21 protein-coding genes and 1 riboswitch are annotated in these 23479 nt (G+C 40.8%); of the genes, 12 read left to right on the top strand and 9 right to left on the bottom strand.

All coding sequences use genetic code 11. The features are described from left to right. Positions 1-100 precede the first annotated feature (100 nt). From ACSC97_RS07840 to ACSC97_RS07820, 5 genes are read left to right on the top strand one after another with little or no spacing between them, the layout of a single operon-like run. Complete coding sequence (locus tag ACSC97_RS07840) at positions 101-265, top strand: type IV pilin protein (RefSeq protein WP_436660246.1); 165 nt, start codon at positions 101-103, stop codon at positions 263-265. Next, positions 262-735 carry a GspH/FimT family pseudopilin gene (locus tag ACSC97_RS07835; RefSeq protein ID WP_099949129.1) on the top strand — a complete coding sequence of 158 codons (474 nt, stop codon included), beginning with the start codon at positions 262-264 and terminating at the stop codon, positions 733-735. Before ACSC97_RS07840 ends, ACSC97_RS07835 begins: the two co-directional genes overlap by 4 nt. 2 nt (positions 736-737) lie before the next feature. Then, entirely contained in the window at positions 738-1238 is a 501-nt protein-coding gene (locus ACSC97_RS07830; RefSeq protein ID WP_004950390.1) for a type IV pilus modification PilV family protein, read from the top strand. A 14-nt stretch (positions 1239-1252) separates the two neighbouring features. Beyond that, on the top strand, positions 1253-2314 hold the full coding sequence (locus ACSC97_RS07825; protein WP_416689595.1) for a PilW family protein: 1062 nt from the start codon (positions 1253-1255) through the stop codon (positions 2312-2314). Positions 2315-2325: 11 nt separating this feature from the next. Further along, positions 2326-3486, top strand: coding sequence for a pilus assembly PilX family protein (locus ACSC97_RS07820; protein WP_436660243.1), 1161 nt, complete (start codon positions 2326-2328; stop codon positions 3484-3486). A 58-nt stretch (positions 3487-3544) separates the two neighbouring features. Here the strand turns inward: ACSC97_RS07820 and ACSC97_RS07815 are convergent, their stop codons facing one another. From ACSC97_RS07815 to ACSC97_RS07805, 3 genes are all read right to left on the bottom strand, one after another. Beyond that, the gene (locus ACSC97_RS07815) at positions 3545-5326 is read right to left on the bottom strand and encodes an acyl-CoA dehydrogenase C-terminal domain-containing protein (protein ID WP_436660241.1); all 1782 of its coding nucleotides are present in this window, start codon (positions 5324-5326) and stop codon (positions 3545-3547) included. Positions 5327-5486: 160 nt separating this feature from the next. Beyond that, on the bottom strand, positions 5487-7289 hold the full coding sequence (locus ACSC97_RS07810; RefSeq protein ID WP_039047046.1) for an acyl-CoA dehydrogenase C-terminal domain-containing protein: 1803 nt from the start codon (positions 7287-7289) through the stop codon (positions 5487-5489). Positions 7290-7589: 300 nt separating this feature from the next. Further along, positions 7590-8207 (bottom strand): hypothetical protein, encoded by a 618-nt coding sequence (locus ACSC97_RS07805; protein WP_039047044.1) that lies wholly within the window; start codon positions 8205-8207, stop codon positions 7590-7592. A 137-nt stretch (positions 8208-8344) separates the two neighbouring features. Between ACSC97_RS07805 and baeS the strand changes: the two genes are divergently transcribed. Beyond that, the gene (gene baeS, locus ACSC97_RS07800; RefSeq protein WP_436660248.1) at positions 8345-9997 is read left to right on the top strand and encodes a sensor histidine kinase efflux regulator BaeS; all 1653 of its coding nucleotides are present in this window, start codon (positions 8345-8347) and stop codon (positions 9995-9997) included. 19 nt (positions 9998-10016) lie between these two features. Continuing rightward, the gene (locus ACSC97_RS07795; RefSeq protein ID WP_436660238.1) at positions 10017-10703 is read left to right on the top strand and encodes a response regulator; all 687 of its coding nucleotides are present in this window, start codon (positions 10017-10019) and stop codon (positions 10701-10703) included. 164 nt (positions 10704-10867) lie between these two features. Here ACSC97_RS07795 and ACSC97_RS07790 read toward each other — a convergent pair whose 3' ends face one another. Together ACSC97_RS07790 and ACSC97_RS07785 are read right to left on the bottom strand one after the other, a co-directional pair. Next, the gene (locus tag ACSC97_RS07790) at positions 10868-12310 is read right to left on the bottom strand and encodes a protein adenylyltransferase SelO (RefSeq protein ID WP_436660236.1); all 1443 of its coding nucleotides are present in this window, start codon (positions 12308-12310) and stop codon (positions 10868-10870) included. A gap of 120 nt (positions 12311-12430) precedes the next feature. Then, complete coding sequence (locus ACSC97_RS07785; RefSeq protein WP_004908876.1) at positions 12431-13600, bottom strand: acyl-CoA desaturase; 1170 nt, start codon at positions 13598-13600, stop codon at positions 12431-12433. 211 nt (positions 13601-13811) lie between these two features. Between ACSC97_RS07785 and ACSC97_RS07780 the strand changes: the two genes are divergently transcribed. Beyond that, positions 13812-14339: an META domain-containing protein gene (locus ACSC97_RS07780; protein ID WP_039047040.1), complete on the top strand. Its 528-nt coding sequence runs from the start codon at positions 13812-13814 to the stop codon at positions 14337-14339. Between the two features lie 22 nt (positions 14340-14361). Here ACSC97_RS07780 and ACSC97_RS07775 read toward each other — a convergent pair whose 3' ends face one another. From ACSC97_RS07775 to ACSC97_RS07765, 3 genes are all read right to left on the bottom strand, one after another. Further along, a complete protein-coding gene (locus tag ACSC97_RS07775) occupies positions 14362-15081 on the bottom strand; it encodes a glycerophosphodiester phosphodiesterase (protein WP_042891266.1) in 720 nt (239 codons plus the stop codon). Between the two features lie 27 nt (positions 15082-15108). After that, positions 15109-15690 (bottom strand): cob(I)yrinic acid a,c-diamide adenosyltransferase, encoded by a 582-nt coding sequence (locus ACSC97_RS07770; protein ID WP_125298572.1) that lies wholly within the window; start codon positions 15688-15690, stop codon positions 15109-15111. Between the two features lie 94 nt (positions 15691-15784). Next, positions 15785-17641 carry a TonB-dependent receptor plug domain-containing protein gene (locus tag ACSC97_RS07765; RefSeq protein WP_436660233.1) on the bottom strand — a complete coding sequence of 619 codons (1857 nt, stop codon included), beginning with the start codon at positions 17639-17641 and terminating at the stop codon, positions 15785-15787. Positions 17642-17678: 37 nt separating this feature from the next. Continuing rightward, positions 17679-17891: riboswitch (cobalamin riboswitch) on the bottom strand. Between the two features lie 118 nt (positions 17892-18009). On the opposite strand from ACSC97_RS07765, the gene ACSC97_RS07760 reads away from it, so the two are divergent. From ACSC97_RS07760 to ACSC97_RS07750, 3 genes are read left to right on the top strand one after another with little or no spacing between them, the layout of a single operon-like run. Then, positions 18010-18666, top strand: coding sequence for a phosphoribosylanthranilate isomerase (locus tag ACSC97_RS07760; protein WP_436660231.1), 657 nt, complete (start codon positions 18010-18012; stop codon positions 18664-18666). Further along, positions 18650-19879: a tryptophan synthase subunit beta gene (gene trpB, locus ACSC97_RS07755; protein ID WP_004908869.1), complete on the top strand. Its 1230-nt coding sequence runs from the start codon at positions 18650-18652 to the stop codon at positions 19877-19879. Before ACSC97_RS07760 ends, trpB begins: the two co-directional genes overlap by 17 nt. Positions 19880-19888: 9 nt before the next feature. Further along, positions 19889-20401, top strand: coding sequence for a DUF1543 domain-containing protein (locus ACSC97_RS07750; protein ID WP_004950425.1), 513 nt, complete (start codon positions 19889-19891; stop codon positions 20399-20401). A 50-nt stretch (positions 20402-20451) separates the two neighbouring features. On the opposite strand, the gene ACSC97_RS07745 is transcribed toward ACSC97_RS07750, so the two are convergent. Continuing rightward, complete coding sequence (locus tag ACSC97_RS07745; protein ID WP_436660228.1) at positions 20452-22233, bottom strand: bifunctional metallophosphatase/5'-nucleotidase; 1782 nt, start codon at positions 22231-22233, stop codon at positions 20452-20454. A gap of 214 nt (positions 22234-22447) precedes the next feature. Here ACSC97_RS07745 and ACSC97_RS07740 point away from each other — a divergent pair, with 214 nt between their 5' ends. Further along, entirely contained in the window at positions 22448-23443 is a 996-nt protein-coding gene (locus tag ACSC97_RS07740; RefSeq protein WP_436660226.1) for a DUF2804 domain-containing protein, read from the top strand. Positions 23444-23479 lie beyond the last annotated feature (36 nt).

The raw sequence follows: 23479 nt of genomic DNA, 5'->3' as shown, positions 1-23479 counted from the left end.
CCGTTGACGTAAAGCCTGATTGTACTCAGACCAGTTCGTTGTTTTGTATCGGCTTTTTGATTCTGTATTCATCTAACATGTATGGGGATGAAATTTATTTATGCAACAAAGCCATTATACATTCTCAATTAGTATCGGTACTGCATCGCAGACTTATACGATTACTGCAACACCAACAACTGCGCAATCTGATAGTCAATGTGGGACTTTGACTTTAAAAGAAGATGGTGCGAAAACACCAACGACCTCAGGATGCTGGAAATGAAAAAAATAAAAGCATTCACTTTAGTAGAACTATTGGTCACGATTGCTGTTTTGGCAATTATTTCAGCTTTCGCACTCCCAAATCTAAGTAATATGTTAAACAACTCAAAAGTAAAAACGAGCAGTGGAGATATTTTCAACTTTCTTCAACAATCTCGAACTGAGGCGGTAAGACTTGGGAAAACAGTGACAGTCTGTGGTAGTTCAGATGGGACAAATTGCTTGAGTGCAAATAAAACCAATTGGTCAACAGGTCTAATTGCAAAATCATCTGCTTCAACTACACCAATACAAAAATTAAGCTTTGGAAACTCGCAACTTTCGATTACAGCACCTGAAACAATTTCTTTTAATCCTGTGGGATCCACTACAGCTGAACATGAGATTACCGTGGCAATCACGGGTGCCGACACTTATTACGTTTGTGTCGAGATTATCGGTAGAGCATTCAAAAGTAAGACAGGGTGCTAATCATGAATAAAATGAACTCACAACAAGGATTTGCATTATTTGAAGCACTAATCGCAATGTTTATCACTGCTGGTGTGTTATTGGGGCTTGGCATACTGCATTTAAAATCTATGCAGCAAAGTGCATTAACAACGCAACGAACGATAGCAACTATTCAAGCGAATGATTTAGTAGACCGCATGTGGGCAAGTGTTTGTTCTTTGGATGATAGCTCAGGTCAGGTTTCATCCACAAAAATTACAGCATTAAAAGTACAGTGGCAAAATCGTTGGAAAGTAACAGGGAATAACAGTAGTTTTGTTCAGGGTCTTACTTCCAATCAAAAAGCCTTGCATGGTCGAATGAATGGTTGGTCTGGAAATCTCGAAGTCGAGAATGCCACGAAGAGACGATACAAAATCACAATTGAATGGGAAAACAAAAAGGCAAAATGGTATGCCGCAGATCCTGCTCAAAAAGAAACTTTTATCTATTATTTTTCAGTGCCTAAATGTGAAGTGTAATAGAGGAATATCGTATGAAAAGAACAATAGTTAATTATCGACATTCGCAAGCTGGTGTTTCTCTTGTTGAATTAATGGTGGGGTTGACCATCGGGCTTATTATCACAGGTGGGGCACTAACCATCCTTTTTTCTAACCAAAAATTGATTCTTGAAAAAGATGTAATGGATCGTTCTCAAGAGAATTTCCGCTTTGCTTCTACGACAATTACACGTTTAGTTAGACAAGCAAATGAGTTAGGTATTCCAACAAATAATAATGAGTTAATTGTAACTTTTGATCGAACACAGCGCGATTGTTTAGGGCAAGTTAACAACTCGTGGATCAATACTTTCAAAGTGAACACAAACAATGAATTGGTTTGTGTTCTTAACAATGATGCAAATTTAACTTATGTCCTCGCTAAAGATATTTCTGAAATTAAATTTTCATATGGTATTCAAAATGGAGCTAGTACTAATTCATTAGTTTACCAACCACGATTTAGCGGCAGTAGTAATGCAGAGAATAGTTTAGTGGTAAATGCTTGGAATACGGTGACGAGTGTTCTAACGCAAATGACAGTTTCGGAGGGTAATGGTAAGCAACCGACGATTGATTTTATCGCAACTTCGCATTTGTTGGCCTTAACCAAGTTGGCTTCAAGTGGTGGTACTAGTCACGCTAATCCTCCAAGTAATAACTCTGGTAATCCGTCTACAGGTGGGGGCAATCAGAGTGGTGGTGGATCTACCGTGGGGGGCGGTAGTGATCAAAATGAAGGAGGAGACAATGAAAATGAAACTCCTCCACCAGCTGATTGCTCTGCATCAGAGTTAGGTCAGATTAAAATTAACAATACTGCTTGGCCAGATCGAACGACTCATAGCATATCTGGTATAGGTAAAGCGGGTACGGTTTCAGTCGTTGTAAGTGGAAGTATCTCTTCTAGCTGGAGAATTTCTAGAGATGGAAATACGCCTCAAGCACTGGGCAGTAGTCAAAGCTATCAGCTACCAAATGGTAATAACAAGAGTATGACTTTGACTTTGACTTGTGGTTCTTCACCTACTCGAACCATTACCGTGAGTTCCTAAGGAGATTAACTATGAAAAAACAACAAGGTTCAGTTTTGATCATAACAGTAGTTATTCTATTTGTTGCAACAATGATTAGTTTGTATGCGATGCGTGGAACTATTATGCAGGACAAGATGACTGCAAATATCAATAATAAAGTCACGACAAGCAATGCAGCTGAAGATGGTGCAACTCAATTTTTTAATTGGGCTGACAATCGATTTAAATCATTGGGTTGGCCAACCAGTAGTACTGATAAAAACTCATGGAAAGGGAATTTAGCAGATAGCTTAATTCCCTATACAAGTCCCGTTGGAGGTGTGAGTGCATCTAATGTTCAAAGTGGTCGTTACTATTGGATTAAAACCGATGCAAATATTGCAGGTTGTGCAGTTGCGAACACTAATCCTTGTTGGGATGATACGCATAAGCAAGTAACCGTACAGATTACAGGGAATTTAATCAAGGGGACTGGAACTGATACGAAGATTCTTGGAGAAAGTGTTTATCAAGTTAAATTTGCTGCACCGCAAGCAGTAAGATTACCAGAGTTACCAGCCGCATTAACTTTAGCTGGTGAAGTAAGCTCATTTTCTGGCGCAAACAGTAACGTATTCAGGATTGACGGTGGGCATAAGCTCGCGATTGCCACTATGGATGCTTCTTCAAACAGTACTGTTGTAAATGGTATTCCTAGCAATCGTAGAGACTCAGCTCATTATCCTGGTGGTAGTGGTTGTCCTTCATCGGGGGCATGTGTAAAAAACACTGATCTTGGTTTGTGGGGAGATGCTAATCGGGTTATGGATTTTGTTAACTCGATTAAAAATGCTGCTGGCGTTACTTATGTGGAAGGTGATGTTAGCGGTTCCTTACCCGCATGTTCTGGGATCGTGATTATTACAGGTAGTTTAAGAACTAATGGTAATCAATGCTCATTCCAAGGAATATTGTTGGTCTTGGGGGGGAATTATGATGTGCGAGGTAATGGTGGAGATTATGTCGGTGCATTGTATGTTGCTAATATTGAATCAAATGGCAGCGGCGGCTATCAGTTTTCTACGAGTCCTACCCAATTCAAGGGTGGTGGTAATATGACAATTACATATGACTCTAGTTTAATGGATGATTCAGCCAATCCAAGTTATTCATCAAAAACATCAATCTTATCGTGGGTTGATCTTCTTTAATTAAAGAATCCAATAAAAAACGCCTGAATTTTCAGGCGTTTTTTATTTCTTAATTCAATTAAGATTGGTTTGTAAAATAGTCTTCACTGAAGTTCATAATGAGATCAGAACCAGCTTCAACTTTCTTAATGCGAGCCTCTAACTCAGGCAAGATACGAGTCACAAAGTATTGAGCTAATGCAAGTTTGTTTTGATAGAAGTCACCTGACTTATCTTTAGCAGCAGCAGCAATTTTTGCAAACATGTAGCTGAAGCTGAGTAAGCCAACCGCATGTAAGTAATCTACAGCAGCAGAGTTAGGGAACTCTACATTTTCAGCTGCTTGCTCAATGATGAATTGAGTAACTGCTTCTACTTCAGTTGCTGCATCTAAAGTTGCATCTTTAATGAAGTTCAAATCTGCATCTAATGTATTTGCAAAGTCACGAATTTCAGCGATGTATTCAGCGATGAAAGCACCACCATTCTTAATCACTTTACGACCGATTAAGTCTTGTGATTGAACACCGTTCGTTCCTTCATAGATTTGAGCAATACGAAGATCGCGGATACATTGTTCCATACCCCATTCACGGATAAAACCATGACCGCCAAATACCATTTGTGCATCTAGCGTTGCTTGGAATGCTGTATCTGTTAGATAAGCTTTAGCAATAGGTGTTAAAAGCGCAACACGGTCATTGGCTTTTTTAACAGCTTCAGCATCGGTTGAGAACTTCGTAATATCGAGCTGTTGACCGACATAAACAGCAAATGCACGTGATGCTTCATTGTTAGCACGTACGTTTAGTAACATACGACGAACGTCACCGTGAACTAAAATGCTGTCTGCAGGTTTGCTTGGTGACTGAACACCTGAAGCGCTACGACCTTGTAAACGATCAGTCGCGTATTGTGCAGCATTTTGATAAGCAAATTCAGAAGCACCTAGACCTTGGATACCCATCGATAAACGTTCATAGTTCATCATGACGAACATCGCTGCAAGACCTTCATTTTCTTTACCAACGATGAAACCTTTAGCACCGTCAAAGTTCATGACACAAGTCGCAGACGCTTTGATCCCCATTTTGTGTTCGATTGAACCGGCACCAACTAAGTTACGTTCGCCTAAAGAACCATCTTCATTTACAAGATACTTAGGTACGATAAATAAAGAGATACCACGTGAACCAGCAGGAGCATCAGGTGTCTTTGCAAGAACTAAGTGAATGATGTTTTCAGCTAAATCGTTGTCACCGCCTGTAATAAAGATTTTTGTACCTGTGATGTTGTAAGTACCATCTTCATTACGTTCAGCTTTAGTTTTAATAATACCTAAATCTGTACCTGCATGCGGTTCAGTTAAGCACATCGTACCTGACCATTCGCCAGAGTAGATTTTAGGTAAATAAGTTTCTTTTTGCTCTTGAGATGCATAGCTGTTTAATGCCATACCTGCACCCACAGAAAGAAGCGGGTAGAGCAAGAATGATGGATTGGTTGCGAATAACATCTCATCAGCAAGAACAGTCAGCATTTTTGGCATTGCCTGACCGCCCCATTCTTCATCAGCACCTAAGCCAATCCAACCACCTTCGGCATATTGACGGAAAGCATCTTTGAAACCAGCTGGAGTGAATACTTCACCATTTTCCCAACGAGCGCCTTCTTCATCACCAGTACGGTTAAGAGGATGAGTTACATTCTGCGCAAATTTAGCCATTTCTTCTAAAATAGCTTCAGCCGTTGCCGCATCTACATGAGCAAGTTTTTCATTAGCTTGCCAAAATTGTTCTGCGTTAAATACATCATTTAAGATGAATTTCATGTCTGCTAAAGGAGCATTGTAAATTGGCATAATCGTTCCCTTCTAGGCACAGGCTCTGTGCAAAGTGATCAAATAAAACGAACAAATAAATGAATAATCTAAATTTAGCATTGATTAAACAAAAAAAGGACGGTCAAAACTGACCAGTCCTTTTTTTGTGATGAACGTTGCATCTCACTCTAATCTATGATTAGAACGCGAAGTGTTCCGCATCAAGTTCAAACAATGGCGCAACACCAGTTGAAAGTACATCTACATGCGAGCGAACACGTGGCAAGATCTTCTTGAAGTAGAAGCGAGCAGTCGCTACTTTCGCATTGTAGAAGTCAACATCAGTTGAGCCTTCAGCCAGTTTCTCCTGAGCAACAAGTGCCATACGTGCCCATAGGTAAGCAAGTGTGACATAACCAGAGAAGTACATGTAGTCAACCGCAGCTGCGCCCACTTCATCAGGGTTTTGCATTGCACGCATACCGATTTGCATCGTGATATCGCCCCATTCTTTGTTTGCAGCAGCCAATGGTGCAAGGAATTCTTGCATTGCAGCATTGTCTTTGTTTGCTTCAACAAATTTATGGATGATCTTGGTGAAGTCTTTCAACATTGCACCTTGAGTTTGCAATACTTTACGACCTAAAAGATCAAGTGCTTGAATTTCAGTTGTTCCTTCGTATATGCAAGCAATACGTGTATCACGTACAATTTGCTCCATACCGTATTCAGAAATAAATCCGTGACCACCAAATACCTGAACACCATGTTTTGCAGATTCAGAACCAGTTTCAGTTAAGAATGCTTTAGCGATAGGTGTTAACAGAGACAAGATGTTGTCAGCAAATTTACGCTCTTCTTCAGTTTCGCCTTTTTCAACGATATCTGCATACTGAGCCAATAAGTAAACAAGTGCACGACCACCTTCAGCAAATGCTTTTTGAGTTAAAAGCATATTACGAACAGCAGGGTGAACAATAATTGGATCTGCTTCTTTTTCAGGCGCTTTAGGACCTGAAAGTGCACGCATTGCTAAACGATCTTTCGCATATGCTAAAGCACCTTGGAAAGAACCTTCAGATGCAGCAAGACCTTGAACGGCTGTACCAATACGTGCAGTGTTCATGAATGTGAACATGCAGTTTAGGCCGCGGTTTTCTGGTCCGATCAAGTAACCTTTTGCTTTATCAAAGTTGATCACACAAGTTGCGTTACCATGGATACCCATTTTGTGTTCGATTGAAGCACAACGTACAGCGTTACGCTCGCCAACTGAACCATCAGCATTTACAAGGAATTTCGGTACGATGAACAGCGAAATACCTTTAGTGCCTTTAGGTGCTCCAGGTAAACGTGCAAGAACGATGTGAACGATGTTGTCAGCCATGTCATGTTCACCAGCAGAGATAAAGATTTTCTCGCCAGAAATTGCATAGCTACCATCATCATTTGGTTCTGCTTTAGTACGAATAATACCTAAGTCTGAACCTGCATGAGATTCAGTTAAGCACATTGTACCTGTCCAAACACCTGATACAAGGTTTGGCATATACGTCGCTTTTTGTTCATCAGAACCATGGTGTTCAATTGTACGAACAGCACCATGAGAAAGACCTGGGTACATACCCCAAGACCAGTTTGCTGTACCAACCATCTCAGAAATTGTGATTCCTAGAGAGTTTGGTAATGCTTGACCGCCAAATTCTTCATCAGCAGAAAGAGATGGGAAACCAAGTTCGATATATTTTTGATACGCTTCTTTAAAGCCTGTAGGTGTTGTAACAACACCATCATTCCAAGTACAACCTTCACGATCGCCTGATTGGTTGATAGGAGAAAGTTCATTCTCACAGAAATCAGCTGCTGCTTCTAAATATTGATCAACCAATTCGCGGCTTACGGTGCCTTGAAATGCAGGAAGTTTTGCGTAATGTGCTTCAGCATTTAATAATTCGTGCAATACGAACTGCATATCACGTAAGGGTGCTTTGTATTGTGGCATAGCATTTTCCTCAATACTGGTTAAACCAGAGTTATAATCTTAGTCAATGATAAATGTGCCTAATGGCAGCATTTTGTACCGCTAATCGTGCAGCAAGTCATCGTTCGGTACAAGCTTTTACAGGTCATTTCTTAGTGACTGCAAAGTCAAAGATTTTTACCTTGAAATGGCTAAGTTGCTTGAGTGTAAATAGTTTTGCTGAATTTGAAATGATACAAATAGTCAAAACCGTAAAGAGATATGTCCAATAAAAAGGCGCCATTTGCGCCTTTTTTATCTATTTATGCTTTTTAGAGTGGCTTAAGCAGCCTTATCTGGTGCTGAAACAGGTGCTTTAGGCTGGAAGTGAACGATACATTTACCATCCATCGTCTGCGTACCCACTTTTATTTGAACGGCTTTACCATCGGTTTGACCTTGGCAGGCTTTGGTTGCGGCTTGTTGGCGTGCTTGACGTTCAGCTAAACGTTGATCGTATTGCTGGGTTAACTCAGCACGTTTCGCATCGGTTAGTGGTTCGCCGCGTTGCATATGCATGCCACGGAATTCACCACGACCGGCTTGATCACCACGCATTGGGCGATGTTCACCACGTTTCATTTCATCACGGTTCGGTTTAAACGAAATCGCACATGTGCCTTCTAGTGTTTGCTCACCTGCTTTGACTTGGACTGCTGAACCCACCGCTTTGCCATCGCAGGCTTTTTTAATGTCTTGCATGACTTGTTTACGTTCAGTACGCATTTTTTCAAACTGTTCGCGTTGTTCAGGTGTCATGTGACGGTCTTTTTGATAATGACCATGCATATGTTGCGACTGCTCCATATCTTTCGATGCTTGGGTGGATTGACAGGCAGTCAACGCACCTACAGATAAAACGCTGGCAGTGGCTAAAGCAATTTTTGTCATCTTATTCATTCTACAACTCCCCCATACAAGAGCATGTGATTTTGGATGATTAAAGATTAAATCATAAAGATGTAGAAACAATGGAGAGTTTTTTGATGCAGTGTTCTATACAATAACAAGGCAAAAGAATGACCGAGAGACTGCTTTTGAAGATTCGCCGCGTACCGATTGCTTTACGCTTATTCCTCACTGTATTGCTGACCACTTTGGTGATTACCACGGTGAGTTTAGGTGTGCTGCATTGGACGATGCAAAAGAATTTTGCCAAATATGTGGCGGACGTGGAAATGCAAAAGCTCGATCATCTGATTGATAACTTGGCTGGCGTTTATAGTACCTATCATGACTGGGGCAATGCCATTCAAGCGCAAATTTTGCAGATTGAAGGACATGCCGCGCCAGATGATTATGACCGTCTCTCTCGTTGGTGGTTGCGCCGCCAGTACGATATTGCTCTGCAACAGCGTTATTTTAAAGAAAATACCAAAACCTTACTCAGTGATGTCTCTACCACTGAAGTCAAACATGAAAAACAGATTTTAACCGAACAAGAATTGCAAGCTTTGGAGGAAAACTTACCTTCGGAGTTTCAACCCTTCGAAGGTTTAAAGTTTCCACTCAGCGCCAATCAAAATGTGTTCCGCCCAGATCGTAAAAAAGAAGAGATTGAACAAGAGAGCAAACAAAACACAGGCAAAAAACAGTTTATTTCCACGCCTGACCGTTTGGGTCTGAGCTCGCGTTTGTCTTTATACGATACGCAGCGTCAGTTTGTGGTCGGTGAACCCTCGGATGATCAAGTTTCTTTCCGTCCTATTGTGGTGAATAACCAAGTGGTGGGGTATTTGGGGCTGAAACCAGTCCTTGATCAAGATGATGCATTGAGTATCAACTTCTTTAGTAACCAAAAACGTTATTTATTGCTGGTCTATGGTTTAACCGTTTTTGCTAGTTTAATTGCTGCGTTGTTGCTTGCGACTTATTTTAAGACACCGATTCAACGCTTGTTGAATGGTACGCGTGAATTAACAAAGGGTAATTTTCAGCATCAAGTTAAAGTGAATCGAAACGATGAGCTGGGTGATTTATCCAATGAACTGAACCAACTGGCTGTGATTTTAGATCAGCATGAAATTTCGCGTCGTCAGTGGGTGTCAGATACTTCGCACGAGTTGAAAACACCGCTGGCAGTGTTACAAGCGCAGATCGAAGCGATGCAAGACGGAATTCGAAAACCAACGCCTGAGCATTTTGAATCGATGTTACGCCAAGTCACCAGTTTGAAAAAACTCACGCATGACTTGGCCGATTTGGCACAAGCGGAAGCACAGCAATTAAACTGTTACTTTGCAACCGTGAACCCGTGGGCGGTGATTGAGCAAGAAGTGGAAAACTTTAAGCCTAAATTTGAACAGGCCCATTTAAGCATTAGTGTCGAAGGTGAGGGCGCTGAGTTACAACTTGATATTGACCGCTTTAAGCAAATCATGGTCAATTTGTTGGGTAATAGCATTCGTTATACCGAAGCAGGTGGTCAGGTTCGAGTTCATACGGAACAGTCTGCAACAGATTGGACAGTCTATGTCGATGACAGTCCATATGGTTTAACTGATGAGCAACTAACAAGACTCGGTGAGCGTTTCTATCGAGTCGACGACTCGCGTACGCGGAGCACCGGTGGTACAGGTTTAGGTCTGGCTTTATCGGTCAAAATTGCCAAAGCTTTGGGCGGCGAATTGAGTTTTGATCATTCGCCTTTGGGTGGTTTACGTTGCAAGTTAACGTTCCCAAAAAAATGAAACACAAAAGGAAGTATGTATGAAACATATTATGCTGGTTGAAGATGAAGTAGAACTTGCACAATTGGTCCGCGATTATCTTGAAGCAGCGGGCTTTGAAGTCAGTATGTTTCATGATGGTCAGGAAGCTTACGATAGCTTTACGCAGCGTAAACCGAGTCTGATGATTTTAGACTTAATGGTGCCTCGTATGGATGGCTTGACCATTTGCCGTAAAGTCCGTGAACAGTCGGATTTGCCGATTATTATGGTCACTGCACGTACGGAAGAAATCCACCGTGTGCTTGGCTTGAACATGGGGGCAGACGACTATGTGTGTAAACCCTTTAGCCCAAAAGAATTGGTAGCGCGTGTCCAAGCCGTGTTACGTCGTTTAGAGCGTAAAGCTGAGCCTGAAGATCAGTCTTTATTCCGTATGGATAAAGCGCAACAACGCATTTGGTATCAACAAAAGCCTTTAAACTTAACGCCGACCGAGTTTCGTTTACTGGAGTTGTTTTTAGAGCATGTGGGTCAAGTCTATTCACGTGCACAGCTACTGGATCATATCAACCCAGACAGCTTTGATGTGGCTGATCGGGTGATAGACAGCCATATTAAAAACCTGCGTCGCAAGATCACTGAGGCGGCTGATACAGGCAATCGCCATGAATGGATTCAGGCAGTGTATGGAGTTGGCTATCGTTTTGAATATCCTGATGAGTAAGTAGTTTTACTTTATCTTGTGGATAACCACAACATTATCCACAGAAATTGTGGATAATTTCTGATGAATTCTGAGCAAGGGCGATGTGCTTTATCGATCTATTTTAGATAAACAACACGCCTGAACCGCGATAGCGGCACTAAGTAAATCAAAATTATTCGGAATTAAGATGAACAACTTACCATCACCTCAGGCACATCACTTGGTAAAGGTGCAGTATCTTGTTCAGTTTCCAAATCAGGCTGTTTTTGATAAGGCTGATTGAGTAGCTTAAATAAACGATCAACTTCACTGAAATCACCACGTTCAGCTTGTTCAATCGCTTTTTGTGCCATGTGATTGCGTAAAATATAATGAGGATTAGCGCTTTGCATAACTCGATCTAACTTGTCTGTATCTTGAGTTTTGCGAATTTCCTGATATTGATGGAGAAAAGCATCAAACTGACGTAGATCTAAGCAATCATCACGGAGTGTTTTATATTCCTTGTTCTGTAGGCGAATAAAACTTTGCGTATAGTCGAGTTGTTCCGTTTGTAAAATTCGCAAGAATGCAAAACTACAATCTAAACTGTCTTTATGAAAATGGGGGAGTCCCATCTTCTCGCAGAGTCCTTGACCATAATGATGTAAAAAGATTGGTTCAAATTGTTCTAAGCAAGTCGCTAAATCTTGTTTGAATTGTTCTTTATGCTCAGGCTTAGCTAAAGGAATAAGATTGTTCAACCATGTCCACAAATTCCAATGTCCAATACTTGGTTGGTTTTGATAGGTATAACGACCCTGATAGTCAGAGTGGTTGTTAATCCAGTTTGGTCGAAAGCGTTCCATAAATCCATAAGGACCAAAATCTAAGGTTGAGCCTGTAATATTAAGATTATCGGTATTCATTACACCATGCGCAAAACCAACTAATTGCCATTTGGCGATCATGATTGCTGTACGTTCAATGACAGCTTTAGCGAAACCCAGAACAGGGTTCTCAGCTTCTAGGCATTCTGGATAATGCCATTCGATACACTTTTGCGTAAATTCAGTTAAAAGTTCAGGTGCATATTGATTGATCCACTCAAAATGACCGAAACGGATATGACAGTCTGAGGTGCGTAACAACATTGCACCAAGTTCAAGAGTTTCACGTTGTACACCTTGTGTCGATGTGGTGAAACCAACGGCATGACTTGAAGCCACGCCAAGCGCATTCAGTGCATGACCTGCTAGATATTCACGAATCACTGAGCGCAGTACCGCACGGCCGTCACCCATACGAGAGTAGGGGGTGGAACCAGCACCCTTGAGGTGTAGATCAATGGTTTGTCCATGTTGATTTAGAATTTGTCCAATCAATAAACCACGCCCATCCCCTAATTGTCCTGCCCATTGACCAAACTGATGTCCTGCATAGACCATGGCCAAAGGGGAAAATTCGGCAAAGGTTTTTTGCCCGCTACAAATCTCAACCCAGTTGGCTTTATCCTCTTCATTCCATTGCAATTCATCAGCTAACGCTTCGTTAAAGTGACCTGCCTTTGCACCACGTAAAGGGCTTGGTTGTTGCTGGTGATAGAGCTTAGGATTCAGTGAATTGTAACGGGGATTAAATTGCATAAAAATAAGGTCAAGAGATGGGCTGAGTAATCACTATATCAAATATAGGTTTGAATAGGCGAATGCTTATAGGCATAAAAAATGGCCTCATTGAGAGACCATTTTGATTGAGTAAATTGATTACTCTGAAACAGGTGCTTTTTTGATATTTCGAACTAAAGTTTCTAAGCATTCGCGGTGATGAGCAAGACGATGCTCAAGCAGTTGGAAATCAACTTTAAGCTTATGATCCATTTGATGAATCTTTTCAGCCATAGCTGCTTTTTTAGTTTGAAGTTCTTGCTCTTTCAACTTAGCCCAATCATTTAAGGTATTGGTAAATGCTTCATATTCTTGAGCAATACGTTGTTTCATCTGAGCAATATCTGTATTGACATCATGACCATAAATCGCAAGGTCTTGTTCAGCATACTTAAACTTCATCGCAAGTTCGGCTTTTTGGATATTGAAGCTAGGAATGCGACGTAAGTTTTTGGCTAAACCAAGTTTAGAGCTTGTCCAAATTAACCATTTAGTAGGATCATATTGCCACCATTTCACGCCATTACGGTAATCGTATTGGAAGATATGGTGATAATTATGGTAACCCTCACCCCAAGTGAGAATCGCTAAAATGAAATTGTCACGTGCTGTGTTTTCGTCAGTATATGGACGTTTGCCCCACATATGACAAAGAGAGTTGATGAAGAAGGTAACGTGATGGCTAATGAATAAACGAATTAAACCACCAAGTAGTAATACGCCCCAAACATCGCCAACAAGCCAACCGATTGGTAATAGAAGACCTGCATGCACTGCGATTACTAATGGAACATAATATTTATGTTGGAACATGACGAGCTTGTCATTTAACAAGTCAGGTGCATTTTTATAGTTTGGTTCAGCCGCAGGGTAGTTGCGTAACATCCAACCCATGTGTGCATACCAAAAACCGTTATTAATCGAATAAGGATCTTGATCGACATCATCAACATGGCGGTGATGAGTACGGTGACCTGAAGCCCAAAACAAAATACTGTTTTGAACTGCAAAAGTACCAGCAATCATAAGTAAGATTTTAAGAGGTAAAGCTGCTTCATAAGCACGGTGTGCCCATAAACGGTGGTAGCCAGCGGTAATACCTAAACTGCTTACAGCCAGTAAAAAGAACATGCTAATCCATGCGCCCATACTGAAGTCATGATGGTAGCTATAGATTGGAACCGTAATTAGCGCAACGATTGGTAAAAATACCAATGCAAAAATTGCAATCCAATTAATGGGTGCTTTCTTGAGTGGGGCGGAATTCATATCCGTCAGCGCTCCTAATAATCTTGTTTGCACAAGATAATAAAACTAAACGAGATAGCAAAACCAATCATGACGATATATTGCTATTTTATCACAGATATTAGCATGCCCAGATTCATAAGCACTAGTATTATTGTACAGTTGTATCGAAAGAACAGTAACAGAATTCATTTGTTAATATGGTCAATGAATTAAAAGGTGAACTAAATCAATGTCTGAGCAAATTACCGTGAAAAATATCATTTCTTATTTGAAGGCATTTTTTAACAAAAGTTTAATCATATCGACAGCTCTTGTGATTTCGGCTTGTCAAAGCCAACCACAAACGACCCAGTCTAAAACCTTGCAGCCAAAACGTGTGAATCAACTTCCAACGCTACAAGTTCGCAAGAGTACAGATGGCGTGCAAGATGTAACGTGGCAAATTACTCACATTCATAACAAAAGGGCATTATTCTTTAATCAATATCCAAATTTCGCTCTTAATTCTGCAACAAATCTGGTCTCTGGTCATACAGGGTGTAATAACCTATATGGTCGTTATACGTATAACTTTGCGCAACGCACATTAGATTTTGATGTGATGGCTGGACACAATAGTTGTGACAAGGCTTTGGCCCAAGAAGCTGATTTAATGGACTCCATGCAGCGTGTGAAAAAGTTTCAGTTTGATGGGACGAATTTATATTTGTTAGATGAAAAAGGTCAGCGTCTAATTCAAGCCCAACGCCAAAGATAAAGACGACTTAAGTCGTCTTTTTTTACAGTTTGAGGTGTTGCAGCATGAGTTGAGGAACATCTGTAATCAACCCCTCTATACCGAGTTGTTGAAGATGTTTTGCTCGATCAATGTCATTCACAGTCCAAACACTGGTTTTTAAATTCGCATGTTGGGTGAGTTTGATGATCTCATCAGTGGCAAGCTGGTCTTTCCAACCTATTTGCTGACATTCATATTGTTGAGCAAGTTCAATGGCATATTCACCAATCGGGATTTCAACCAACAAACCGCGTTTATAGTGACTACGAATGTGTTGTAAGGCAGCTAAAATTTTGACATCAAAGCTAGTGATCGTTGCTGAAGTCTCAAAACCTTTTAAATCTTGATGTAATTGCTCGATCAGGCGTTCGGCAGCAGCTTCATCTGCGACTGCTTTGATTTCCACTTCGATGTGGTCAAAATCTGTTAGGCATTCTAATACATGCGGCAAACTTGGGGTGTATTCTTCAAATGTCCAATGCTGCCATTGATGGCGATGATCAAATTGTTGAGCTTCAGATAAATCGCAGCTTTCAACATGTTGTGCTCGACCTGTGGTACGCACAAAATCATCATCATGAATAACTACCAGTTGCCCATCTTTGAGTTGACGTACGTCAAACTCGACTGCACGTATCCCCAGTCCATGTAGATAGCGAAATCCACCTAGTGTATTTTCAGGGGCTTCACCACGTGCACCACGATGACCAATGATTCGCATTTCGACTCACCTTAGAAATAATTATGCTTATTCAATGCTGTCATTAATGTTCTTTTGCCAGAGTACTTCGCTACCGCCTTCTGCACGTTGTAAAGCACGGGAAGCAACAAATAACCAGTCTGATAGACGATTCAATAGCTGTAAAGCCGTTGCTTGAATATTTTGATCACGACTGTGTACCGACATTAATGCACGTTCAGCACGACGACATACAGCACGTGCCTGATGTGCATAGCTACATGCCAGACTACCTGAAGGTAAAATAAACTCTTTGAGCATCGGCAGCGATTCGTTCATTTGATCAATTTCTTTTTCAAGGAATTCAATACAAATCGGTTGGAGTAAATGATAGTTTGGAATACAAACCTCACCGCCTAAATCGAATAGCCAGTGTTGAATAAGACTTAAGCTTTTGTCCCATTGGGTTTTGCTTTCTATTTGGCTAGCTGTGATCTGAGCACGAAGTACACCAATCGTTGCATTCAGTTCGTCAACATCACCCAAGGCTGTAATACGCAAATCATCTTTGGCTACTCGTGAACCATCTCCAAGCCCTGTTGTACCTGAGTCGCCAGTGCGAGTGTAGATCTTACTTAAACGATGTCCCATCAAACTGTCCTACCAATAAAAAGGGGATAATGTCGGTCAAAACATTACCCCGAAAATGGAGTTAATAAAATATTTTTAGGATATTATTGCGCGATTAATAACGGAACGTAACGCCCACTGAAGCTAGACGACCACCATTAACGTAGTAAACACCACCACCGTTATAAGCGGTTTTGTAGTTCACATCACCGATGTTTTCGAGATTAGTGAAGATTTTGATCATTGGCGTTGCTTGCCAATATGCATTGACATTAGTAGTTACGTAACCTGGTGTTGTGGTTGGGGTGGTTGAAGGCCAGTCGGCAAAATCTTTAGATTTAGATTTCGCAACGATAGATGCTGAAATACCGTAGATTCCATCATCCCAACCAGTGGTTAAAGTTAAGCTTTGTTTCGGACGACGATTTAACTCTTTATTTGTTTCATCATCTTTGGCTTGAACATAGGCATATGTTGTATTTAAAAACAACTCATCTTGTTGCCACTTAAATGATGCTTCGCCACCTGTAAACGTTGCTTTGTTAACATTAATCAGTTTGCCTGCTTGGAAGCTAATTAAATTATCCACTTTGTTACGGTAAACCGATAACCCCAAATCAATACCATAGTTTAGCTTTTGGTCTACACCAATTTCATAAGAAAAACTTTCTTCTGGTTTTAGGTCAGGATTGGCGCCCCAAGACATCGCATACAGATCATTTGTAGTTGGCGCGCGGAATGCAGAGCCAATATTCGCATAAACACTTGTTAGTGGTAATACTTGGTATCTGATCGCACCTTGACCTACAGTATGTGTACCAAACTTATCGTTATCCTCAACACGAACACCAACTTGAGTTTCTATGCCATCTTGTTGATATTGATGCTGAAGAAAATAACCAACGGTATCGATAGATTCTTTGTATTTTACGTCTTCTCCACCCCAAAGATTTTTAGAGTACACATCACCTTTAATGTCTTTAAAGGTTGAACCCAATAAAATGTTTTGTGCAGGTGTGAATTGCCATTTGGTATAGAGTTCTGCCTCTTGAGTCGTGCTATATACGTAGTCAGGAGAATTATTTTGATTCAGGTCGTCTTTATACTGTGATAGTCGTGCATGTACAGCTAAGTTCTCTAGAATATTGGCACGCGCTTTTAGGTTAATCGCTTCATTTTTAAAGTCTTGAGAAACTAAATTGCCGTAATTGTCGTAGTCGCTGTAGCCTTCATTTTCACTATAATCAACAGAAGCAGCATAGTTTTCTTGTTCTACACCAATTTTTGCACTATAGCCTTTTTGATCAAAACTCGCTTTCTTCGAGTTTTTAGCATCAGTGACAGGCGTACCATCAGTTTCTAAACGTTGACCACGCAGTTGTGCATAAAAACCATTTTCTGCTAGGTCTGCACCAATTACAGATTTATAAGTATTATTTTCGCCGATCTCACCTGTTACAAAAGCTGAAGTTTTTTCAGGTGTTTTTGAGATGAGTTGTACTACACCGCCAATAGCATCCGCACCGTATAGAACAGATGCTGGACCTTTTAATACTTCAATTTGTTTGATATCAGTGGTATCAATAAATGGAAGAGAAGCGGCACCAGATGTATTTGAGTTAAGGCGAACACCATCTCTTAATAATAGTGTGTGATTTGAATTAGTGCCTCGTAGAAAGATTGAGGCTGCTTGTCCGTAACCACCGCTTTGGACCATATTGATCGAAGCATCTGTTTGTAATAGTTGTGGTAAAGATGCAATCGGAGACTGCTCAAGGATTTTCGGTTCTATGATGTTGATACGTGCAGGAACATCACTAATTTTTTGTTCTGTACGTGTTGCTGTGACCACGATCGTATCGAGTGATGCAGTTTTATTGGTTGATACGGTTTGAGCAAAAGCAGCTGAACTTAACCCCATCGCAATAGCGATAGCCCCAGCCAAATGTGCCGGTTTTAAATGTGTAGACATGATGTCGCTCCATACATTCACCCATCGTGAATGTTAATGTGGAAGTAAACAACAAGCAGGTCTCCGGACTTCACTATATCATCACAATCGTGATGCTATTAATCATCTTCCCACATCATTCAGATGCAGTGATTTGGCTTAGAGCTGAGATTAATAATTCGGTGTTACCGTTGCGAGGGCAGTGTTGGATTTGCACCAACTTCCCTATAAGCAAAAGAATTTGCTTTAGACTTGTTGCGAGATTGAGCGCAGTATAAAGTGTTCACGTTTTTTAAACAATCGCATTTCAGACTGAACTTTGCCCCAAGCTGGTTAAATTGGATTACAATGCGGTGCAATCAAATTTTAATGCTAAAATTGGACTTATTATGCGCCAAATTCAAAGCCGAACTCGCGCCAAGATTTGTGGCATCACACGTGCACAAGATATTCAAGCCGCAATAAGTGCTGGCGCAGATGCAATTGGTTTGGTTTTTTTCCCTCCGAGTCCAAGGCATGTCACTATTGAAAATGCACAGGAACTTGCGAATCTCGTTCCTCCCTATGTGCAATTGGTGGGTTTATTTGTCAATGCAAGTGCACAAGAAATCCAAACGGTGCTTGATTCAGTTCCTTTGGATGTATTACAACTACATGGCGATGAACCCCCTGATCAATGCCAACAAATTGCTGCGCAATGTAAGCGCCGTTGGTACAAAGCGATTCAAGTTAAGCCTGATTTAGATGTTGTGACTGAAATTCAACGTTATGAAGCTGCGGGAGCCAGTGCAGTACTTTTAGATGCATGGCATCCTCAGTTAAAAGGTGGGACGGGGCATTGTTTCGATTGGAATCAATTTCCTCAACTTGATATCCCACTGATTTTGGCAGGCGGTCTAACCCCTGAAAATGTGAGTGAAGCTATACACACTACGGCTGCTTTTGCTGTAGATGTGAGCGGAGGCGTAGAGTCCGCAAAAGGTATAAAAGACCAACAACTCATTGAAAAATTTATGCAAGGAGTCCAACGTGGATCAGCAAAATAATGTGATTGACTACACCCAGTTTCCAGATGCTCAAGGGCATTTCGGTATTCATGGTGGACGTTTTGTGTCAGAAACGCTGATGGCTGCGCTTGAAGATTTAGAAAATCTTTATAATCGCATGAAAAATGATGAAACGTTTTTGGCTGAGTTTGATCGTGATCTTGCGTACTATGTTGGTCGTCCTAGTCCTCTTTATCATGCTGAGCGATGGTCTCAGCACCTCGGCGGTGCGCAAATTTACTTAAAACGTGAAGACCTAAACCATACTGGCTCTCACAAAGTAAATAACACGATTGGTCAGGCATTATTGGCAAAACTTTCGGGCAAAAAACGAATCATTGCTGAAACAGGTGCTGGTCAACATGGTGTAGCAACCGCAACAATCGCTGCTCGCTTGGGTATGGAGTGCGTGGTGTACATGGGTGCTGAAGACGTAAAGCGTCAAGCGATGAATGTATATCGCATGCGTTTGCTTGGCGCAAAAGTTGTACCAGTGCAAAGCGGATCCAAAACTTTAAAAGATGCATTGAATGAAGCGATGCGTGATTGGGTAACCAATGTCGATACGACTTATTACGTAATTGGTACAGTTGCTGGGCCACACCCTTATCCACAACTTGTACGTGATTTCCAGTCGATTATTGGACGCGAAGCACGTCGCCAAATCCTTGAGCAAGCGGGTCGTCTTCCTGACGCATTAGTTGCTTGTGTCGGTGGTGGTTCAAATGCGATGGGCTTGTTCTATCCATTCCTGAATGATCAAGATGTCAAAATGTATGGCGTTGAAGCTGCTGGTTACGGTATTGAAACAGGCAAACATTCTGCTCCATTGAATGCAGGTCATGTTGGTGTATTGCATGGTAACCGTACTTACCTCATGTCTGATGCACAAGGTCAGATCATTGAAACACACAGTATTTCCGCAGGTTTGGATTATCCTGGTGTTGGACCAGAACACAGTTTCTTGAAAGATATGAAACGCGTTGAATATGTTCCGATTAAGGATGATGAAGCTCTGCAAGGTTTCCGTGATCTCACCAAAATTGAAGGAATTATTCCTGCTTTGGAAAGTTCACATGCGATGGCGTATGTCACTAAACTGGCACCAACAATGTCAAAAGATCAAATCATCATTGCGACTGTTTCAGGTCGTGGTGATAAAGATTTAATGACGGTAGCCCGTATTGATGGCGTCGAAATGGTTGAAATGTAAGTCAACCTCATGCCAAGTTTGTTTATGGTGATGTTGGGTGGTCGACATGCTAAAGCCATTACCGAAGTCCATGATGTGGTTATGGCAATCGGTGATGATGTGCAGGAGATCATTCCTCAACTGAAGCAAGCTTGGTTTGGTGAGTTGAAGGGTTTACATATTGACGCTTGGGCTCAGTTTTCTGGAGTTCAGACGCAAGGTGTAGATTATCAAATTCACTTCGCGCTTGCTGCCCCAGCAGTAGACGAGCAAAAGTTATATTTGATCAATCTCGGCGGATATTCAGCAAATCAATTTGGCGAGTTACATCGTTATCACTTGGTGGTTGCTACAAATACTACTCAAGCTAAACAGATTGCGAAGCAGTTGATTCCACCAGAGTGGGGTAAACCACATACTGACCGTGTTATTGAGGTGGATGATTGTATCCCAATCGATCATGTTGCAGGGCGTTATGTGCATTTAGTGAAAGGTCTGTTTAAGCCGATAACTTGGCAAAATACTTATCTTCCAATTGATTAAATATCATAAAAAAAATGGGGAGGCGAAAGCTTCCCCATTTTTTATGTGAACTACTGAATAACTTTAATACGGTTGGTTTCAGGTGCTTGAACAGGTGAATTTTGGTTGATGTATTTTTCTAATGCATCAACGTCTTGTCCACCACCTACACGATTGGTTCCTTTTGTGAGTACAGTAAAGTTATCGCCACCATCTGCAATAAAACTATTTACGGTGACTCGATAAGATTTGCTATCCATTAAAGCCTGCCCAGAAATCATAATTTGAGTAGCACGTGGGACAGCAGTTGCATCTTTTTTATAAGCATAACTCAGCTCTTTAGATGGTTGTAATATACGCGGTCGATTGGCATTTGCCCCAGACCATTGTTGTTCTAATAGTTCACGGATTTGTTGGCCTGTCAGACTTAAAGTGACAATCGAATTACCAAAAGGTTGTACTGCAAATACATCTCCAAAAGTAATTTGATTATTACTGTTGGTTTGAAGGTCAGCACGTACCCCACCTGGATTCATTAATGTGAAATCAGAGCCTTGATTGCTTGCAGTTAAAGCTGCTGCCTGTTGGGCATCTGCAATTAAATTACCTAAAGCGGTTTCACCACTTTCAGCTGCATTTCGATTAATGACTGTGGTCGCAGTGCCTACGATACGTGCAGAAATTGTAGTTACAGCTTGACGATATTTATCCAGAATCGCTTCGATACTTGGTGTCTTGTTAAATTTTTCATATAAGTTAGTCAAGTTAACCGTAGTCGTTCCAGACGTATATGCTTCGCTTTGAATTGGTACTTGTTGAGCATCTTTCTTGATGACATCCCCAGTTTTACCATCGAGCTCAAGTTTAATGTTGGTAATTGCTGTGCCGTATTGTCCTGCTGAGGTCAATAGAAATGGCTTTTGTGGGTTTAAGGTTGAATAGTCACAGATATAAGACTGGTGGGTGTGTCCTGAAACTACGACATCAACCGCAGTATCTAAACGATCTAATATTCCAGTCAAAGGTCCACTTAAACCTGCGCAGGTTTTCGCATTAAATTTAGTACTTGGTGCTACACCCTCATGTACCACTACAACAATTGCTTCAACCCCTTGCTTTTTTAACTCAGGTATAAGTGAATTGACAGTCTCGGCTTCATCATGAAAATCAACATCTTTGATACCTGCCGCTGAGACAATTGTTGGTGTTGCTTCTAAGGTCAAACCAATAAATGCAACAGGGATATTGCCATAGCGCTTAATTTTATATGCAGGAAATAGTGTTCTTTTGGGATCAGCTTTCAAAGAGACATTTGCTGCTAAAAAGTTAAATTTTGCACCAGCGAAATCTTTGTTAATTTGGCAAGGTTTAGTGGTGGTATATTGCTGACAACCACCATTTTGCAAACGACGTAATTCATCAGTTCCACGATCAAATTCATGATTACCAACCGCGTTAAAATCAATTTTGATTTCATTCATGGTTTCAATGGTCGGTTCATCCAAGAATAGGGATGAGGTAAGTGGCGAGGCACTAATTAAATCACCCGCAGATACCACGGCATTGTTAGGATATTGAGCACGGAGTTTATTGATTGCATCTGCAAAATAACTGACACCCCCTACAGGAATTCGTACCGATTTATTCGTGTCAGTGGGGTCTTCAGCCTCAATAAAACGTTTTGGTGGTTCCAAATTACCGTGAAAATCATTGAAAGCTAAAATATTAATACTTTGATTTTGTCGTTCTGGTTGGGTTGCAGAACTATTTTGATCATCGTTGTCGTTACATGCTGTCAGTGCTAATACTATGAATCCCAACGCGTTGACTTTTAATAATGGATGTAGAGTCATGTTTTTTGATCGAGTGGTATAAGATTGTTTTTTAAAATAAAACTTGAGTATGAATATTTGATGAAATATTAAGCTAAAATACATCTTGCTGCTCACTCGCATTAGTCTGAACTTATTTGAGTAATTTTGATGGTTCGAGATAATGCTTGAGAAATCATAGAGATTGGACTTTATGACGGTAATAGATGCAATGACGCAATCATGGAAATCGACAATGGATTTGATACAAACAAATGGTCAACCTCGTTATGGACGTTTCGAACACGTTCCATCACGTATTAATTTAGATGACTATATTTATAAAACCCCTTATGGTCAGGTATTAAAAGGTTGGCGAAAACAGCTTAAATATAAGAAGTTTAAATTCTGTGGATTACAACATGAGCATTTTAGCATCGGGATTGCGATTGTTGATTTGTCATGGGCAGGGCATGCTTTTTATTATGTGTATGATCATCTTGCGCAAAAAGTCATTGAGTGGAATGCGATACAGCCTTTGGCTTTAAAAACACAACTAGACGAACAGCCTTTGTTTAGTCAAAGTTTTTTTAAAAAGTCTGCCTACCAATTTGATATGCAACATGCGAATGGTGTGCGTTATATTCAAGTGACAAAACATGGCGAAACACAGTTGAAAGCACGGATTTTTTGTGCAGGAACTGATGCTTTGAGTATGTGTTCACCGACAGGTATTAATGGATGGACGTATACACAGAAGCAAACCACTTTAGCTGTTGAAGGTTTTTTTATTAGTCCTGATCAGCAACGCATCGACTTTAGTGAACAAAGCCTAGCAGCTTTAGATGATACTTGTGGTTTTCTTCGCCCAGAAACTGCTTGGTTTTGGTTGTCGTGTCAATTTAGAGATCAACAAGAGCGACGGATCGGTTTAAATTTAGCCTCAGGTGTGAACGAAAGTTTTGGCAATGAAAATGCTTTGTGGGTCAATGGTCGTCTCTATCCGCTCAATGATGTTTTATTTGAACAGCAAAACGAAACAACATGGACAATTCGTTCTTTAGATCAACGTCTCAACCTACTTGTTGAAACAGGGTGGTGTCGTTTTGAAAATATTAATTTGCGTTTGATTGGCAGTCAGTTTAATCAATGGCAAGCGAAAGTAACAGGGACGATTGATTTGGAAGCGGTTGAATCCGTTGTTCTAAATGAACAATATGGTTTATTAGAGCAGCATTACGCGAAGTGGTAAGTTCTAAAAAAACCTCCCGTAAAGGGAGGTTTTTTA

The sequence above is a fragment of the Acinetobacter sp. P1(2025) genome, from assembly GCF_051390655.1.
Lineage (GTDB): Bacteria > Pseudomonadota > Gammaproteobacteria > Pseudomonadales > Moraxellaceae > Acinetobacter > Acinetobacter junii.
Note: the sequence above shows the minus strand (reverse complement) of the source record. Positions and strands in the feature narration are given on the sequence as shown.

Excerpts from the sequence above, each read along its gene's own strand:
- ACSC97_RS07740 (WP_436660226.1), top strand. The coding sequence starts at position 22,448 with ATGGATTTGATACAAACAAATGGTCAACCTCGTTATGGACGTTTCGAA.
- ACSC97_RS07825 (WP_416689595.1), top strand. The coding sequence starts at position 1,253 with ATGAAAAGAACAATAGTTAATTATCGACATTCGCAAGCTGGTGTTTCT.
- ACSC97_RS07775 (WP_042891266.1), bottom strand. The coding sequence starts at position 15,081 with ATGCGAATCATTGGTCATCGTGGTGCACGTGGTGAAGCCCCTGAAAAT.
- ACSC97_RS07745 (WP_436660228.1), bottom strand. The coding sequence starts at position 22,233 with ATGACTCTACATCCATTATTAAAAGTCAACGCGTTGGGATTCATAGTA.
- ACSC97_RS07810 (WP_039047046.1), bottom strand. The coding sequence starts at position 7,289 with ATGCCACAATACAAAGCACCCTTACGTGATATGCAGTTCGTATTGCAC.
- ACSC97_RS07770 (WP_125298572.1), bottom strand. The coding sequence starts at position 15,690 with ATGGGACATCGTTTAAGTAAGATCTACACTCGCACTGGCGACTCAGGT.
- ACSC97_RS07780 (WP_039047040.1), top strand. The coding sequence starts at position 13,812 with ATGTCTGAGCAAATTACCGTGAAAAATATCATTTCTTATTTGAAGGCA.
- ACSC97_RS07760 (WP_436660231.1), top strand. The coding sequence starts at position 18,010 with ATGCGCCAAATTCAAAGCCGAACTCGCGCCAAGATTTGTGGCATCACA.
- ACSC97_RS07820 (WP_436660243.1), top strand. The coding sequence starts at position 2,326 with ATGAAAAAACAACAAGGTTCAGTTTTGATCATAACAGTAGTTATTCTA.
- ACSC97_RS07765 (WP_436660233.1), bottom strand. The coding sequence starts at position 17,641 with ATGTCTACACATTTAAAACCGGCACATTTGGCTGGGGCTATCGCTATT.
- ACSC97_RS07795 (WP_436660238.1), top strand. The coding sequence starts at position 10,017 with ATGAAACATATTATGCTGGTTGAAGATGAAGTAGAACTTGCACAATTG.
- ACSC97_RS07835 (WP_099949129.1), top strand. The coding sequence starts at position 262 with ATGAAAAAAATAAAAGCATTCACTTTAGTAGAACTATTGGTCACGATT.
- ACSC97_RS07815 (WP_436660241.1), bottom strand. The coding sequence starts at position 5,326 with ATGCCAATTTACAATGCTCCTTTAGCAGACATGAAATTCATCTTAAAT.
- ACSC97_RS07830 (WP_004950390.1), top strand. The coding sequence starts at position 738 with ATGAATAAAATGAACTCACAACAAGGATTTGCATTATTTGAAGCACTA.
- ACSC97_RS07790 (WP_436660236.1), bottom strand. The coding sequence starts at position 12,310 with ATGCAATTTAATCCCCGTTACAATTCACTGAATCCTAAGCTCTATCAC.
- ACSC97_RS07750 (WP_004950425.1), top strand. The coding sequence starts at position 19,889 with ATGCCAAGTTTGTTTATGGTGATGTTGGGTGGTCGACATGCTAAAGCC.
- ACSC97_RS07840 (WP_436660246.1), top strand. The coding sequence starts at position 101 with ATGCAACAAAGCCATTATACATTCTCAATTAGTATCGGTACTGCATCG.
- ACSC97_RS07785 (WP_004908876.1), bottom strand. The coding sequence starts at position 13,600 with ATGAATTCCGCCCCACTCAAGAAAGCACCCATTAATTGGATTGCAATT.
- ACSC97_RS07805 (WP_039047044.1), bottom strand. The coding sequence starts at position 8,207 with ATGAATAAGATGACAAAAATTGCTTTAGCCACTGCCAGCGTTTTATCT.